Source organism: Streptomyces iconiensis, assembly GCF_028657195.3.
Classification (GTDB): Bacteria; Actinomycetota; Actinomycetes; order Streptomycetales; family Streptomycetaceae; genus Streptomyces; species Streptomyces iconiensis.
This window is the reverse complement of sequence record NZ_JANCPR020000045.1, coordinates 1-14,886: the sequence shown is the minus strand read 5'-3', so window position 1 is coordinate 14,886 and position 14,886 is coordinate 1. Positions and strand designations below refer to the sequence as shown.

Below are 14,886 nucleotides of genomic sequence, written 5' to 3'. Positions count from 1 at the left end.
GCCTCCGGCCCGTTTCTCATATCCGCCCGGCCCTGCGCTCGGTGGCCAGCAGCCATACGAGGTAGCCGCCGCCCAGCACTCCGGTGATCACGCCGACGGGCAACTGGTGATCGCCGAAGGCGCGTTGGGCCACCAGGTCGGCCGTCACCAGCAGTACGGCGCCCATGCACATCGCGGGCACGAGGTTGGGCCCCGGCGCCTTCGTCAGCCGCCGGGCGAGCTGGGGCGCGGTGAGCGCGACGAAGGAGACCGGGCCCGCGGCAGCGGCCGACAGCGCGACCAGCAGCACCCCGGCACCCAGCAGGGCCAGCCGCGTCCGTTCCACGCGTACGCCCAGCGCGTACGCCGCGTCGTCGCCCATCTCCATCATCCGCAGCGCACGCGCGCACCCGAACAGCACCAGCGGCACGAGTACCGCCATACCGGCGAGCAGCGGCAGCGCGTTGCTCCAGCCACGCCCGTCGAGGCTGCCCGTCATCCACAGCACGGCGCGGGACGCCTCGGTGATCTGGGCGCGGGTGATCAGGTAGCTGTTGACGCCGGTGAGGATGGCGGTGGCGCCGACGCCGACCAGCACCAGCCGGTAGCCGTGCATGCCGCGCTTCCACGCCAGCGCGTAGATGAGCCCGCTGACGACGACGGCACCGAGCACGGCGCCGCCCGCGAGGAACGCGCTGCCGCCGCCCGCGACGACGATGACGACGAGCGCTCCGGTGGCGGCGCCGTTGGTGAAACCGAGGATGTCGGGGCTGCCGAGCGGATTGCGTACGACGGCCTGGAAGACGGCCCCGCACAGCCCGAGCGCCGTGCCGACGAGCAGCGCCGTCACGGTGCGCGGCAGGCGCAGCTCCTGGACGATGAACGCGTCGGCGGGGTCGCCCTGGCCGACGAGGGTGCGGACCACGTCGGCGGGCGCCATGGGGTATTCGCCGCTGCCGATGGCGAAGACGGCGGCGACGAGCGCGAGAACCAGACAGGCGCCGCCCACGAGCAGCGCACGGGGCCTGTAGGTGACGGAGAGGCCGGCTCCTGTACGTATGACGCTCATGCGTGTGCCACCCTCCGGCGGCGGACGAAGTAGAGGAAGAAGGGACCGCCCAGCACCACGGTCACGATGCCGACCTGGAGTTCGCCCGGCCTCCCGAGCACCCGCCCGAGCACATCGGCGGCCAGCAGCAGCACCGGCGCGAGGACCGCGCAGTACGGCAGCATCCAGCGCTGGTCGGGACCTGTGAGGGCGCGCACCATGTGAGGCACCATCAGGCCGACGAAGACGATGGGTCCGCAGGCAGCCGTCGCCGCGCCGCACAGCAGGGTGACGGCGACGATGGCACCGGCGCGCGTCCTGGTGGGCCGGGAGCCGAGGGCGCGCGCGGGCTCGTCGCCGAGCGCGAGCGCGTTGAGCGGTCTGGCCAGCGCCAGCGCGACCAGGGCGCCGGCCGCGATGAAGGGCAGCGCACCCACGACGGTGGATTCCTGGGCACGGGCGAGCGAGCCGACCATCCAGAAGCGCATCCGGTCCAGCGACGCGGTGTCGAGCAACTGCACCGCGTTCACATAGGAGATGAGGGCCGCGTTGAGCGCCGTTCCCGCGAGCGCCAGCCGCGCGGGGGTGGCTCCGCGTCCGCCGCCGACGGCGTAGACGAGCGCCGAGACGGCGGCGGCACCGAGGAAGGCGAAGCCGATGTACCCGGTGTATCCGGAGATCCCGAAGAACGAGATGGCGGTGACGACGGCAGCGGCGGCGCCCGCGTTGATGCCCAGGAGTCCGGGATCGGCCAGCGGGTTACGGGTCAGCGCCTGCATGACGCCGCCCGCGAGCCCGAGCGCGACCCCGGCGAGCAGCCCGAGGAGCGTACGGGGCAGGCGCATCTCGTGCACGACGGTGTAGGTGGCGGAGCCGCTGTCGACGAGCCCCGCCCATGCCTCGCCGAGGGAGAGCTGGCGGGCGCCGACGGCGAGGCTGAGGAAGAGGACGAGCAGCAGGAGGAGCAGGGCGCCGATCAGTCCCGCGGCACGTGCCAGGGGAGGCCGCGCACGAGCGGACTGGTCCTGACCGGCCGCCGAGTCTCCTCGGACCTGCGGGGACTTGGTGAGAGTCACGTACGGGCTCCGGTCGGGGGGCCGGAGACGGGGAGCTCCGACCACTGGACAACAATGACTTTGGTTAGGTTAGCCTAACCAAGACTTCGGTCTCAGGGCCGCCCCGTCAGCACGTTGAAAGAGGCTCCACACATGCCCAGCTCGTCCCGAATGCCCCACCTTTCCCGGCGAGGACTGCTCGCAGCAGGCGGCGTCGCCGGTCTCGGTGCGCTGATCTCGGCCTGCGGCAGCGACTCCGGGTCAGGCTCGGGCGGCTCCAAGGGCGACGCCTGGTCCTTCACCGACGGCCGCAGTAAAAAGGTCAGCCTCGACGCCGTACCCGAGCGGATCGTCGCCTACACCGGAACGGCCGCCGCGCTCCACGACTTCGGCGTGCGCGACAAGATCGTGGGCGTCTTCGGCCCGACCAAGCAGAAGAACGGCAAGCCTGACGTCGTCGCGGGCGACCTCGACATCTCCAAGCTGGAGATCATCGGCAACGCCTACGGCGAGTTCGACATCGAGAAGTACGCCAAGACGCGCCCCCAGCTGCTGATCACCAACATGTACGTCAAGAACGCGCTGTGGTACGTACCCGACGAGAGCAAGGAGAAGATCCTCAAGCTCGCGCCCGCCGTGGCGATGACGGCGGCGCAGGTCCCGATGATCGAGCCGATCCAGCAGTTCGCCAAGCTCGCCGAGTCCCTGGGCGCCGACCTCAAGGCCGGCAGCGTCGTCGACGCCAAGGCCAGGTTCGAGAAGGCGTCCGAGCGGCTGCGCAAGGCGGCCAAGAGTGGCATCCGCGTCATGGCGGCCTCCGGTTCGGCCGACCTGCTGTACGTCTCCGACCCCAGCGCCAACGCCGACCTGAAGTACTTCAAGGACCTCGGCGTCAACTTCGTCGTCCCCAAGAAGGTCAGCTCGCAGGGCTTCTTCGAGGAACTGAGCTGGGAGAACGCCGACAAGTACAAGGCCGACCTGATCATCCTCGACAACCGCACCCAGTCGCTCCAGCCGCCGGCCCTCAAGTCGAAGCCGTCCTGGGGCGATCTGCCCGCCGTCAAGGCCGGCCAGGTCGGCGAGTGGATGGCCGAACCGCGCTTCTCGTACGCGGGCGCCGCACCGCTCGTCGAGGAACTGGCCGAGGCGATCGAGAAGGCCAAGAAGGTCGGCTGACCGCACGGCACGGGCACCCGCCGACGAGCACCCCACAGCCCCCACGCCACAGCTCGCCCCCCAGCTCGCACGCCACAGCCCGCACGCCCACATGCCAGGAAACGCACTCCCGGGAGGAGCAGACACGATGAGCACCACGGTCTCCGAGGCGCCGCCGGCACCCGCCACCGTCCCCTTCAAGTTCTTCGAGTTGCGTGTCGTCAGGACACGGCGGCTGGGCCCGACCATGCTGCGGATCACCCTGGGCGGCGCCCAGCTCTCCTCGTTCGCCTCCGGCGGGCGCGACCAGCGCTTCAAACTGTTCCTGCCGCAGCAGGGCCAGGACAGGCCCGTGCTGCCGCTCGAAGCCGGGGACAACTGGTTCGCCGAGTGGCGGGCCATGCCCGAGGACGAGCGGGCCCTCATGCGCTCGTACACCGTGCGCTCCTTCCGGCGCGGCAGCGAGTACGGCGCCGAGGACGAGCTGGACATCGACTTCGCGCTGCACGGCGACGGCGGCCCCGCCTCGCGCTGGGCGCTCTCCGCGCGGCCCGGCGACCGCGTGACCCTGCTCGGGCCCGTGGTCGAGGACAACGGCGGCGTGGACTTCCGGCCGCCCGAGGGCACCGACTGGGTGCTGCTGAGCGGCGACGAGACAGCGCTGCCCGCCATCGGCGCCATCCTGGAGTGGCTCCCCGCCGGAATGCCCGTACGGGTGTGGGCCGAGGTCGCGCACGCCGAGGACGTACAGGACCTCCCGACGGTCGCGGACGCGGAGATCACCTGGCTGGTACGCGACGAGTCCTCGCAGCCCCGCGCCGAGACGGTGGTGAACGCGGTCGGTGCCGCCGCGTTCCCCGCCGGCACCCCGTACGCGTGGATCGCGGGCGAGGCAGGCACGGTCAAGGCGCTGCGCCGGCACCTCGTCAAGGAACGCGACATCGACCGCCGCGCGGTCAAGTTCACCGGCTACTGGCGCCTGGGCGCCACCGAGGAACAGCTCGTCGCCGAAGCCCTGGCCACAGCGGGCTGACCCCGAGGCGGGGCCCAGCAAAACGGGTACGCCCCGGAAGGGCGCGGAGCCGTGACATGTGCGGCTCCGCCGCGTGGGCGCGACCAGCCGCAGCAGGCCGACAGCCCGCAGCGCACGGCAAGGGGCACCCTCTCGCCGGGCCGGCGGCTAGAAGCCCAGCAGCGCCAGCGCCTTGCCGCTCTCCAGCGCGCACGACGTGTCGCCCGCCGCGTTCCACGCGGCGGCGCACAGCGCGCGGAGCCCGTCCACCGGGTCCAGCCCGTCCGGCGAACCGGGCCCTTCCTGCGGGTCGGACCCACCCAGTGGGCCCAACTGACCTCCCCCACCGATGAGTTGGAGTTCCCCTTCGGCCGCGACGGCAGTCCAGCCGCCGCACATGTAGCCGGAGCCGGCCTCACCCGTCACCTCCGGCTGCGCCTCCAGCAGCCCCCGCAGATCGCGGGCGACGTAGGTGGGCCGGTGCTCGGGACGGGCCGCCAGCAGTTGCGCTCCGTCCGTCACGCCGGTCAGTACGAGCAGCGAATCCACGCGCCCCGCGTGCGCCCCTTCGATGTCCGTGTCCAGCCTGTCGCCGACGACCAGCGGCCGTTGTGCGCCCGTACGCAGGATGGATTCGCGGTGCATGGGCGGCAGCGGTTTGCCCGCGACGACCGGCTCGGGCGCCTCCCGCATCCAGCGCGTCGCGATACGCACGACCTCGATGGCCGCACCGTTGCCCGGCGCGATGCCCCGGCCGCTGGGGATCGTCGGGTCCGTGTTCGAGGCGAACCACGGCACCCCGCGCTGCACGGCCACCGCCGCCTCCATCAGCCGCTCCCACGGCATGCCAGGGCCCCCGTACCCCTGCACCACGGCTGCGGGTTCCTCGTCGGCCGACTCCACGACGGTGAGCCCGCGTTCCTCCAGTGCGGCCCGCAGCCCTTCGGCGCCGATGGCCAGCACCGGAGCGCCGCCGGGCACGCGCTCGGCGACGATCCGGGCGACGGCCTGAGCCGAGGTGATGACCTCGTCCGGGGCCGCCGGTACCCCGAGTTCGGTCAGGTGGGCCGCGACGGTCGCGGGCGTGCGCGCGGCGTTGTTGGTCACATACGCCAGCCGCAGGCAGCGTTCGCCGGCGGTGCGCAGCGAGCCGACCGCGTGCGGCAGTGCCTCTCCCCCGGCGTACACCACCCCGTCCAGGTCAAGCAGAGCCGTGTCGTACATCTCGCTCAGCGGCTGCGCGCTGGGCAGCGGCCCGTACGGTGACCGCCGCTGCCGTTCGCCGTGATCAGCGGGGGTGTCGTGCATGGATTTCGCTCCTCGGGGGTTCGTTCGCCGGGAGCGGGGTGCGCAGGGTGAACCCGTCAGCCGCCCCGCGTCTCCTCGCTCACCCTGATCCTCTCGCACACCCGCGCACCCGGGCCCCGCGGCGGGCGCCGGCACAAAGCGGGGTTCAAGGTCCGCCCAAAGCGGGGTCAAAACCCGGCGGGGTGTTGCATCGAGCCCGACTCAGCGCGCCCCCTGTGCCCCACTCCACGCCCGGCGCAGCAGCGGCATAACATGCACAGATGACCGCCGAGGGCCTGAGACTCACCCCGTTCCGCGGGCTTCGCTACGCGCCGGACCGGGTCAGCAGCCTCGCCGCCGTGACCTCCCCGCCGTACGACGTGGTGGTCAGGCCCGACGGGCTGCGGCATCTGGAGACGGCCGACCCGTACAACATCGTGCGGCTCATCCTTCCGCAGGCAGCCGATCCGGCCACCCGGCACCGCCAGGCCGGCGAGACGCTGCGCCGCTGGCGTTCGGACGGCGTGCTCACGCCGGACCCCGAACCCGCGCTGTACGTCTACGAGCAGCGCAGGGGCGAACTGCTCCAGCGGGGCATCATCGGCGCCCTGTGCCTGTCACCTCCCGAGGACGGCATCGTCCTTCCCCATGAGGAGGTGATAGCTGAGGTCGTCGAGGACCGCGCAGCCCTGATGCGCGAGACCGCCGCTAATCCGGAGCCGCTGCTGCTCTCGTACCGCAGCGGCGGCACCCGCACCGGCACCACAGCGGTCATCGAACGCACCACCCGGCGACGGCCCCTGGTCGCGACCACCACGGAGGACGGCTTCTCGCACCGCCTGTGGTCGGTCACGGACCCCGCCGAACTCGCCGAGGTGGACGCCGATCTGTCGGCTCACCGCGCGCTGATCGCCGACGGGCACCACCGCTGGGCGACGTATCTGCGGCTGCGCGCCGAGCACACGGGAGAGACGACCGACGGCTCGTCCCCCTGGAACTACGGGCTGGTGCTGCTGGTCGACACCGCGCGGTACCCGCTCCAGGTGCGCGCCATCCACCGCGTACTGCCCCATCTCCCGCTCAAGCGCGCGCTCGACCTGCTGGACCGCGCGGACGGCTCGTTCCGGGTACGTACGATCGAGGCCCCGCTGGACGAGGTGCTCGAAGAGCTGGACGACACCCCGGGCAACGCCTTCGTACTGACCGAGGGCGACGGCTCCTTCCGCCTGCTGGACCGGCCCTCGCCCGCGCTGCTGGCGCGTACGGTCGACGGCGGCCGGCCCGAGGCGTGGCGGCAGTTGGACGCGACGGTGCTGCACTCCGTGCTGCTGGACGAGATCTGGCGGATCCCCGACCACTCCTCGGACATCAGTTACATCCACCACACCGAGGCCGCGGTCGAACAGGCAGCGCTGCACGGCGGAACGGCCGTGCTGATGCGGCCCGTACGCGAGGAGACGGTGCGTTCCCTGGCGGAGCAGGGCGTCACCATGCCCCGTAAGTCCACCTCGTTCGGCCCGAAACCGGCCACCGGACTGGTGCTGCGCACGGTCGACAGCGCGGCAGGCTGAGCGCACCTCTGACCCGCGCGCACCCGGCTGACCTGCACGTTCCCCTCCTTCACCGCGCCCGCCCAGTCCTTTCACCCGGGGCGGGGCGGTCCCCCTTGCGGTGCTACTCGGCCACCTAGTTAGGCTAGCCTTACCTGACCGCGCAGTAGGAATTGCGCGGTGCGCCGTACGACGTCCGCGTCAGGGAGGACAGTTCATGAGCAGCAGGTCACACCTGCTCAACGACAGGACAGCGGAGCACTACAGGCGCTCCCTCACCCAAGGGGTCGAGCGCCTGGCCGACAGAATCGCCGGCACCGAGCGGCCGTTCACAGGCATCACGCCCGCCGAACTGGCACCCACCGTCTCCGCTATCGACCTGGAACAGCCCCTGGAGAATCCCCAGGCAGCCCTCGACGAACTGGAGGACGTCTACCTCAAGGACGCCGTCTACTTCCACCACCCGCGCTATCTCGCCCACCTCAACTGCCCGGTGGTGATACCCGCCGTCCTCGGCGAGGCCGTACTCAGCGCCGTCAACTCCTCGCTGGACACCTGGGACCAGAGCGCGGGCGGCACCCTCATCGAACGCCGGCTCATCGACTGGACGGCCCGCCGTATCGGCTTCGGGCAGGGCGCCGACGGCATCTTCACCAGCGGCGGCACCCAGTCCAACCTGCAAGCGCTGCTGCTGGCGCGGGCCGAGACCTGCCGTCTGGTACGCAAGAACGCCGAGACCGCGCTCACCACCCCCGAGATCCTCCCCCGGCTGCGCATCCTCACCTCCGAGTGCAGCCACTTCAGCGTGGAGAAGTCCGCCGTCCTGCTCGGCCTCGGGCCCGACGCCGTCGTCCCCGTGCCCACCGACGCGAACCGCCGCATGCGCCCGAGCGCGCTGGCAGCCGAGATGGAGCGCTGCGCGCGGGAGGGCCAGGTGGTGATGGCCGTCGTCGCCACGGCCGGCACCACCGACTTCGGCAGCATCGACCCGCTGCCCGAGACGGCCGAGCTGTGCGAGCGGACCGGTACGTGGCTGCACGTGGACGCCGCATACGGCTGCGGGCTGCTGGTCTCCCGGCGCCGCCACCTGCTGGAGGGCATCGAACGTGCCGACTCGGTGACCGTCGACTACCACAAGTCCTTCTTCCAGCCGGTGAGTTCGAGCGCCGTCCTCGTCCGTGACCGGGACACGCTCCGCCACGTCACCTACCACGCCGACTACCTCAACCCGGCACGCTCGGCCGAGAACAGCATTCCCAACCAGGTCGACAAATCGATCCAGACCACGCGCCGCTTCGACGCGCTCAAGCTCTGGATGACCCTGCGCGTCATGGGCGCGGACACCGTGGGCGAGCTGTTCGACGAGGTGATCGACCGCGCGGCCGACGCCTGGCACCTGCTCGACGCCGACCCGCGCTACGAGGTCGTCACCGAACCCCAGCTCTCCACCCTGGTCTTCCGCTACGTCCCCCAGGACACCCCCGGGGACGCCTACCAGGACGAGAGCGCGGCCCTCACCGACCAGGCCAATCTGCACGCCCGCGAGGCCCTGTCCGCCTCCGGCGAGGCCGTCGTGGCAGGCACCGTCGTCGACGGCCGCCACTACCTCAAGTTCACGCTGCTCAACCCGGAGACCTCGCTGGCCGACATCGCCACGGTCCTCGAACTCATCGCCGGGCACGCGGAACGCCACCTCGCCACACAGACCACACTCAGCGGCGCCCCGGCACGCTGACCGACCGTCCCCGGAGTCCCCACGTGACCCCCTCCCCCCACCAGGCCGACGAAGCCGAAGCGCGCGTACACGACTTCATCGCCATCGGCCTCGGCCCCTTCAATCTCGGCCTCGCCTGTCTGACCGACCCCATACCCGGGCTCGACGGCCTCTTCCTGGACGACCAGCCGGACTTCACCTGGCACCCCGGCATGCTCCTGGAAGACAGCACCCTCCAGACGCCGTTCCTGTCCGACCTGGTCACCCTGGCCGACCCCACATCCCCGTACTCCTTCCTCAACTACCTGAAGGAGAGCGGGCGGCTCTACAGCTTCTACATACGCGAGAGCTTCTATCCCCTGCGCGCCGAGTTCAGCGACTACTGCCGCTGGGCGGCCCACCGGCTCGGCGACACCGTCCGCTTCGGCCACCGCGTCACCTCGGTCACCTACGACGAGGCCGACGGCCTCTACACCGTCGGCGCCGACCACCTCCCCGACGGCACCCGGCGCACCTTCCGCACCGCCAAGCTCGTCCTCGGCACCGGCACACCGCCCCACCTCCCCGAACCCGTACGGGATCTCGGCGGCGACCTGATCCACAACTCCCGCTACCTGGGACGCAAGGAAGCACTCCAGAAGAAGTCCAGCATCACCCTCGTGGGCAGCGGCCAGAGCGCCGCGGAGATCTACTACGACCTCCTCCAGGACATCGACAGGCACGGCTACACCCTCACCTGGGCCACCCGCTCCCCCCGCTTCTTCCCCCTCGAATACACCAAGCTCACCCTGGAGATGACCTCCCCGGAGTACGTGGACTACTTCCACTCGCTCCCCGCCGACACCCGCGACCGCCTCGTCGCCTCGCAGAAGAACCTCTACAAGGGCATCAACTCCGAGCTGATCGACGCCATCTTCGACCTGCTCTACCAGAAGAACCGGCTCGCCCCCTGCCCCACGCGCCTCATGACCAACACCGCGCTCACCGACGCCTCCTACGACGAGGCCGACGGCACCTACGCCCTGGGCCTGCGCCAGGAGGAACAGAAGCGGGACTTCACCCTCACCACCGAGGGCCTGATCCTCGCCACCGGCTACCGCTACCAGCGCCCCGCCTTCCTCGACCCGGTCGCCGACCGCATCGAATGGGACACCCAGGGCCGCTTCGCCGTACGGCGTGACTACCGCATCGACAACGCTGACAGCGCAGGCGGCGAGATCTACGTCCAGAACGCCGAACTGCACACCCACGGCTTCGCGGCCCCCGACCTGGGCATGGCGGCCTACCGCAACTCCTGCATCATCCGCGAGCTGCTCGGCCACGAGCACTACGCCGTCGAAAAGGCCATCGCCTTCCAGGAGTTCGCCGCGCCCTTCGCCCTCCAGAACGACGAGGAGGCCCCGTGACCACCGCAGTCACCCGCTTCACCCGCACCGACCCCCGGCTCGGCACCCTCACGCTGCGCCCCGTCGACCCGCTCACCGACTGCGAGCTGCTGCACGGCTGGGTCACCCACCCCAAGTCCGCCTTCTACCTGCTCCAGGACGCGACGCTCCTCGACGTCGAGCGCGAGTTCATGAGCATCGCCGCCTCGCCCCACCACGACGCGTTCCTCGGCCTCCACGACGGCACCCCCGCCTTCCTCGCTGAGCGCTACGACCCCGCACACGTGGAACTCGCCGGGCTCTACGCCCACCAACAGGGCGACGCCGGCATGCACTTCCTCTGCGCCCCGGCCGAAACCCCGGTGCACGGCTTCACCCTCGCCGTCCTCACGACCGTCATGGAGATGCTCTTCTCCGACCCCGCCGTGCACCGCGTCGTCGTCGAACCCGACGTACGCAACACTGCGGTGCACGCCCTCAACGAGGCGGTCGGCTTCCGCGTCGACTCCACCCTCACCAAGCCGGAGAAGGAAGCCCTGCTCAGCTTCTGCACCCGCGAGCAGTTCAGGACCGCCACAGGAGACACCCCCTCATGACCCTCCCGACCACACCGCGCGCCACTTCGCCCCGCGAGGCCGTGTCCCATCTCACGCCCGAACGCTGGGCGCACGCCACCCGGCTGCTCATCCGCAAGGCACTCGCGGAGTTCACCCACGAGCGGCTGCTGACCCCCGAGCCACTCGACGGCGTCCCCGACGGCTACGCCGTACGCTCCGACGACGGCGCCACCGAATACCGCTTCACCGCACGCCGCTTCGCGCTCGACCACTGGCAGGTCGACCCGGACAGCATCACCCGCCACCGGGCCACCACCGAACTCCCCCTGGACGCGCTCGCGTTCATCACCGAGCTGCGCACCACCCTCGGCCTGGGCGAGCAGATCCTCCCCGTCTACCTGGAGGAGATCAGCAGCACCCTCGCCAGCACCGCCTACAAGCTCGCCGCCCCCCACGTCGGCGCCGCCGAACTGGCACGCTCCGGCTTCCAGGCCATCGAGGCCGGCATGACCGAGGGCCACCCCTGCTTCGTCGCCAACAACGGCCGCCTCGGCTTCGACATCGCCGAGTACCGCGCCTACGCCCCCGAGACCGGTAACCCCGTACGGCTGATCTGGGTCGCAGCGCACCGCGACCGTGCGACGTTCACCGCCTGCGCCGACCTCGGCTACGACAAGCTCATCCTCTCCGAACTGTCAGGACCCACCCTCCGCCGCTTCTCCGCCACGATGACGGAACAGGGCCTGGACCTGGACGACTACTTCCTGATCCCCGTACACCCCTGGCAGTGGTGGAACAAGCTCTCCGTCACCTTCGCCGCCGAGGTCGCCCAGCGCCATCTGGTCTGCCTCGGCCACGGCGACGACGAGCACCTCGCCCAGCAGTCCATCCGTACCTTCTACAACACCAGCAACCCCGCCAAGCACTACGTGAAAACGGCGCTGTCCGTCCTCAACATGGGCTTCCTGCGCGGCCTCTCCGCCTCCTACATGGAGGCCACACCGGCCATCAACGACTGGCTCGCCCGCCTCGTGGCCCAGGACGACACCCTCCGCGCCACGGGCCTCGCCGTCCTGCGTGAACGCGCCGCCGTCGGCTACCACCCGGCCCCCTACGAGGCCGCTGCGCCCAAGGGCTCCCCCTACCTCAAGATGCTGGCGGCGCTCTGGCGGGAGAGCCCGGCGGCCTTCCTCAACGAGGGCGAGAAGCCCGCCACCATGGCCTCGCTCCTCCACGTCGACCGGGAGGGTAACTCCTTCGCCGCCGCCCTCATCGAGGACTCGGGCCTGCCCCCCACCACCTGGCTGCGCCACTACCTCGACGCGTACCTCACCCCGCTGCTGCACTGCTTCTACGCCTACGACCTCGTCTTCATGCCGCACGGCGAGAACGTCATCCTCGTCCTGGACGAGAACGGAGTTCCCCGGCGCTCCCTGTTCAAGGACCTCGCCGAGGAGATCGCGGTCATGAACACCGAGGCCGTACTCCCGCCCGAGGTCGAACGCATCCGCGCCGAGGTCCCCGAGGACATGAAGATCCTCTCCCTCTTCACCGATGTCTTCGACTGCTTCTTCCGCTTCCTCGCCCCCACGCTCGCCGAGGCCGGCACCCTCGACGAGGACACCTTCTGGTCCACCGTCGCCGACCACGTCACCGCCTACCAGAAGGCCAACCCGCACCTGGCCGACCGCTTCGCGCAGTACGACCTGTTCGCCGAGGACTTCGCCCTCTCCTGCCTCAACCGCCTCCAGCTGCGCGACAACCAGCAGATGGTCGACCTCCAGGACCCCTCGGGCGCCCTCCAGCTCACCGGCACCCTCAAGAACCCCATAGCCAACCGCTGACGAGGAAGCACCCGCACAAAAAAGCACCGCGACACGACACCGGAACAGCAAAGGGCGGGCCCCATGGGAGCCCGCCCTTTCTTTCCCTCACACTCGCGTCACGCGGAGCCGAAGCTCACTCCTTGGTGCCGTCCGTGTCCTCCGCGCCCTCGTCCAGCGCGTCGATGAACTCGACACCGTCCAACTCGGCCAGCCGGTCGGACGCATCGGTCAGCCCGCCCTGATCGGCCTCCAGCGCCTTGGCGAACCACTCGCGCGCCTCGCTCTCCCGCCCGACCTCCAGCAGAGCGTCCGCGTACGCGTACCGAAGCCGCGCCGTCCACGGCTGCGAAGAGTTCGACGCCAACTCGGGGCTCTGCAACGTCACCACGGCCGCGTCCGGCTGCCCCATGTCACGCCTGGCCCCAGCGGCGACGAGCCGCATCTCGACCTGCCCCGCCTTGTCCAGCCTCTTGACCTCGGGCTCACCAGCCATGGCCAGCGCCTTCTCCGGACGCCCCATACCGCGCTCACAGTCGGCCATCACAGGCCACAGATGCTGAAGCCCCGTCATCCGCCGGGCCGTCCTGAACTCCGCCAGCGCCTCCGCGTACTTCTCGACCCCGTACGCGGCGAAGCCCGCCGCCTCCCGTACGGAAGGAACCCTGGAGGCCAGCCGCAGCGCGATCTTCGCGTACTCGTACGCCCGCTCCGGATCCTCGTCCAGCAGCCTGGCCACCATCACCAGGTTCTGCGCGACGTCCCCGGCAAGCGTCTTCGGCAGGCTCATCAGCTCCTGCCTGACGTCCTTGTCCAGCTCGTCGCCCGTGACTTCCTCATCGATCGGCAGTCGCCGCAACGGCTCGCGGTCCGGACGCTCCCTGCGGTCCCGATCCCGGTCCCCGCCCCGGAAGCCACCCCCGCGGTCATCCCGCCGAGGCGCGGCCCCACGCCGGTCGTCCCGTCGGTCGTCACGCCGGTCATCGCGCCCGCCACCGGCCTGCCCATACGGCCGCCGGCCACCACGCTCGTCATCCCGCCGAGGCCCACGCGCCCCCTGCGTACGTCCCGCGTCCCGGTCGTCCCGACGGTACGGAGCACGCTCAGCGCCCCGCCCCTGCGGACGCCCCCGGTCCCGGTCATCACGCTGCGGCCGATCGCCACGGGGCCTGTCATCACGCGCCCGATCCGGCCGATCACCACGCGGACGCTCGTCCCGCGGCCGGTCCGTACGGGGACGCTCCTCACGGGGACGGTCACTACGCAGCCGATCATCGCGGGACCGGTCATCGCGCCGGAAACCCCCACCCGATCCGCCACGACCCCGATCATCCCGCCGCTCGCTACGCCTGTCGTCCCGCTCCCGCCCGGTCCCGAACCCACGCCCCCGCTCCTCACTCGGCCGTTCACCCCCGGGCCGGTCACTACGCGGCCGGTCCGTACGGGGCCGGTCGTCACGGGGACGGTCGCTACGAGGGCGGTCCTCGCGCGGACGGTCACTACGGGGACGGTCGTCACGAGGGCGGTCACTGCGGGGACGCTCGCTACGAGAGCGGTCCTCGCGAGGGCGGTCAGTACGAGGGCGCTCGTCACGGGGCCGGTCACTACGGGGACGGTCATCGCGCGGACGATCGTCACGAGGGCGGTCAGTACGAGGGCGCTCGTCGCGGGGCCGGTCGCTACGGGGACGGTCACTGCGCGGACGGTCATCGTCCCGCCGGAAACCACCACCCGATCCACCACGGCCACTGTCATCACGCCGGGGCCCACGCGACCTGTCATCGCTCCGGCGAGGACCGGACTGACGCGGCCGACGCTCAGGTCGGTCGTCGGACGGATTGGGGGACATCAGCGTGACTCCTGTCTGCGGGCACCGCACAACATTGTCGCGCAGCCGCCTCAATAGCGCTCTCCGGAAAAACAAAAAAGCCCTTGGCCTTCAGCGCATGCACGCTGAAGGCCAAGGGCCTAAAGATTGTTCGGCGGTGTCCTACTCTCCCACACGCTCCCGCATGCAGTACCATCGGCGCTGAAAGGCTTAGCTTCCGGGTTCGGAATGAGACCGGGCGTTTCCCTCACGCTATGACCACCGAAACTCTATTCGGGAATCCTGAATTCAGAGAATTCGGCCCCAGAGTCAAGCGAACAAGCACACTCTTCAATTTGCGGTACCGCAAGAAGACATGGTTGTTGTCTCAGAACCTACACAGTGGACGCGAGCAAACATGGACAAGCCCTCGGCCTATTAGTACCGGTCACCTCCACCCCTTACAGGGCTTCCAGATCCGGCCTATCAACCCCGTCATCTCCAGGGAGCCTTA

11 protein-coding genes and 2 rRNA genes are annotated in these 14,886 nt (G+C 70.4%); 7 read left to right on the top strand and 6 right to left on the bottom strand.

Annotation, left to right across the window (positions count from 1 at the left end):
• Positions 1-16: 16 nt before the first annotated feature.
• Together NMN56_RS33230 and NMN56_RS33225 are read right to left on the bottom strand one after the other, a co-directional pair.
• Entirely contained in the window at positions 17-1,048 is a 1,032-nt protein-coding gene (locus NMN56_RS33230) for a FecCD family ABC transporter permease (protein ID WP_274046209.1), read from the bottom strand.
• On the bottom strand, positions 1,045-2,103 hold the full coding sequence (locus NMN56_RS33225; RefSeq protein ID WP_274046208.1) for a FecCD family ABC transporter permease: 1,059 nt from the start codon (positions 2,101-2,103) through the stop codon (positions 1,045-1,047). The genes NMN56_RS33230 and NMN56_RS33225 overlap by 4 nt, the downstream gene beginning before the upstream one ends.
• 132 nt (positions 2,104-2,235) lie before the next feature.
• Between NMN56_RS33225 and NMN56_RS33220 the strand changes: the two genes are divergently transcribed.
• Together NMN56_RS33220 and NMN56_RS33215 are read left to right on the top strand one after the other, a co-directional pair.
• On the top strand, positions 2,236-3,258 hold the full coding sequence (locus NMN56_RS33220; RefSeq protein WP_274046207.1) for an ABC transporter substrate-binding protein: 1,023 nt from the start codon (positions 2,236-2,238) through the stop codon (positions 3,256-3,258).
• 127 nt (positions 3,259-3,385) lie between these two features.
• Entirely contained in the window at positions 3,386-4,270 is an 885-nt protein-coding gene (locus NMN56_RS33215) for a siderophore-interacting protein (RefSeq protein WP_274046206.1), read from the top strand.
• Positions 4,271-4,417: 147 nt separating this feature from the next.
• Here NMN56_RS33215 and NMN56_RS33210 read toward each other — a convergent pair whose 3' ends face one another.
• On the bottom strand, positions 4,418-5,557 hold the full coding sequence (locus NMN56_RS33210; RefSeq protein WP_430542775.1) for an HAD-IIA family hydrolase: 1,140 nt from the start codon (positions 5,555-5,557) through the stop codon (positions 4,418-4,420).
• 260 nt (positions 5,558-5,817) lie between these two features.
• Between NMN56_RS33210 and NMN56_RS33205 the strand changes: the two genes are divergently transcribed.
• From NMN56_RS33205 to NMN56_RS33185, 5 genes are all read left to right on the top strand, one after another.
• Positions 5,818-7,107 (top strand): DUF1015 domain-containing protein, encoded by a 1,290-nt coding sequence (locus tag NMN56_RS33205; protein WP_274046205.1) that lies wholly within the window; start codon positions 5,818-5,820, stop codon positions 7,105-7,107.
• A 196-nt stretch (positions 7,108-7,303) separates the two neighbouring features.
• A complete protein-coding gene (locus NMN56_RS33200) occupies positions 7,304-8,821 on the top strand; it encodes a pyridoxal phosphate-dependent decarboxylase family protein (RefSeq protein WP_274046204.1) in 1,518 nt (505 codons plus the stop codon).
• Between the two features lie 23 nt (positions 8,822-8,844).
• The gene (locus NMN56_RS33195) at positions 8,845-10,206 is read left to right on the top strand and encodes a lysine N(6)-hydroxylase/L-ornithine N(5)-oxygenase family protein (RefSeq protein ID WP_274046203.1); all 1,362 of its coding nucleotides are present in this window, start codon (positions 8,845-8,847) and stop codon (positions 10,204-10,206) included.
• Positions 10,203-10,781: a GNAT family N-acetyltransferase gene (locus NMN56_RS33190; RefSeq protein WP_274046202.1), complete on the top strand. Its 579-nt coding sequence runs from the start codon at positions 10,203-10,205 to the stop codon at positions 10,779-10,781. Before NMN56_RS33195 ends, NMN56_RS33190 begins: the two co-directional genes overlap by 4 nt.
• Positions 10,778-12,586 carry an IucA/IucC family protein gene (locus NMN56_RS33185; RefSeq protein WP_274046201.1) on the top strand — a complete coding sequence of 603 codons (1,809 nt, stop codon included), beginning with the start codon at positions 10,778-10,780 and terminating at the stop codon, positions 12,584-12,586. Before NMN56_RS33190 ends, NMN56_RS33185 begins: the two co-directional genes overlap by 4 nt.
• A 115-nt stretch (positions 12,587-12,701) precedes the next feature.
• Here the strand turns inward: NMN56_RS33185 and NMN56_RS33180 are convergent, their stop codons facing one another.
• From NMN56_RS33180 to NMN56_RS33170, 3 genes are all read right to left on the bottom strand, one after another.
• Positions 12,702-13,424 (bottom strand): tetratricopeptide repeat protein, encoded by a 723-nt coding sequence (locus NMN56_RS33180; RefSeq protein WP_283742533.1) that lies wholly within the window; start codon positions 13,422-13,424, stop codon positions 12,702-12,704.
• Between the two features lie 1,118 nt (positions 13,425-14,542).
• Positions 14,543-14,659, bottom strand: a 5S ribosomal RNA gene (gene rrf / locus NMN56_RS33175).
• Between the two features lie 131 nt (positions 14,660-14,790).
• A 23S ribosomal RNA gene (locus tag NMN56_RS33170) occupies positions 14,791-14,886 on the bottom strand; the annotation flags it as partial.

Coding starts and splice junctions, on each gene's coding strand:
- NMN56_RS33205 (WP_274046205.1), top strand. CDS start 5,818: ATGACCGCCGAGGGCCTGAGACTCACCCCGTTCCGCGGGCTTCGCTAC.
- NMN56_RS33200 (WP_274046204.1), top strand. CDS start 7,304: ATGAGCAGCAGGTCACACCTGCTCAACGACAGGACAGCGGAGCACTAC.
- NMN56_RS33185 (WP_274046201.1), top strand. CDS start 10,778: ATGACCCTCCCGACCACACCGCGCGCCACTTCGCCCCGCGAGGCCGTG.
- NMN56_RS33215 (WP_274046206.1), top strand. CDS start 3,386: ATGAGCACCACGGTCTCCGAGGCGCCGCCGGCACCCGCCACCGTCCCC.
- NMN56_RS33210 (WP_430542775.1), bottom strand. CDS start 5,557: ATGCACGACACCCCCGCTGATCACGGCGAACGGCAGCGGCGGTCACCG.
- NMN56_RS33220 (WP_274046207.1), top strand. CDS start 2,236: ATGCCCAGCTCGTCCCGAATGCCCCACCTTTCCCGGCGAGGACTGCTC.
- NMN56_RS33230 (WP_274046209.1), bottom strand. CDS start 1,048: ATGAGCGTCATACGTACAGGAGCCGGCCTCTCCGTCACCTACAGGCCC.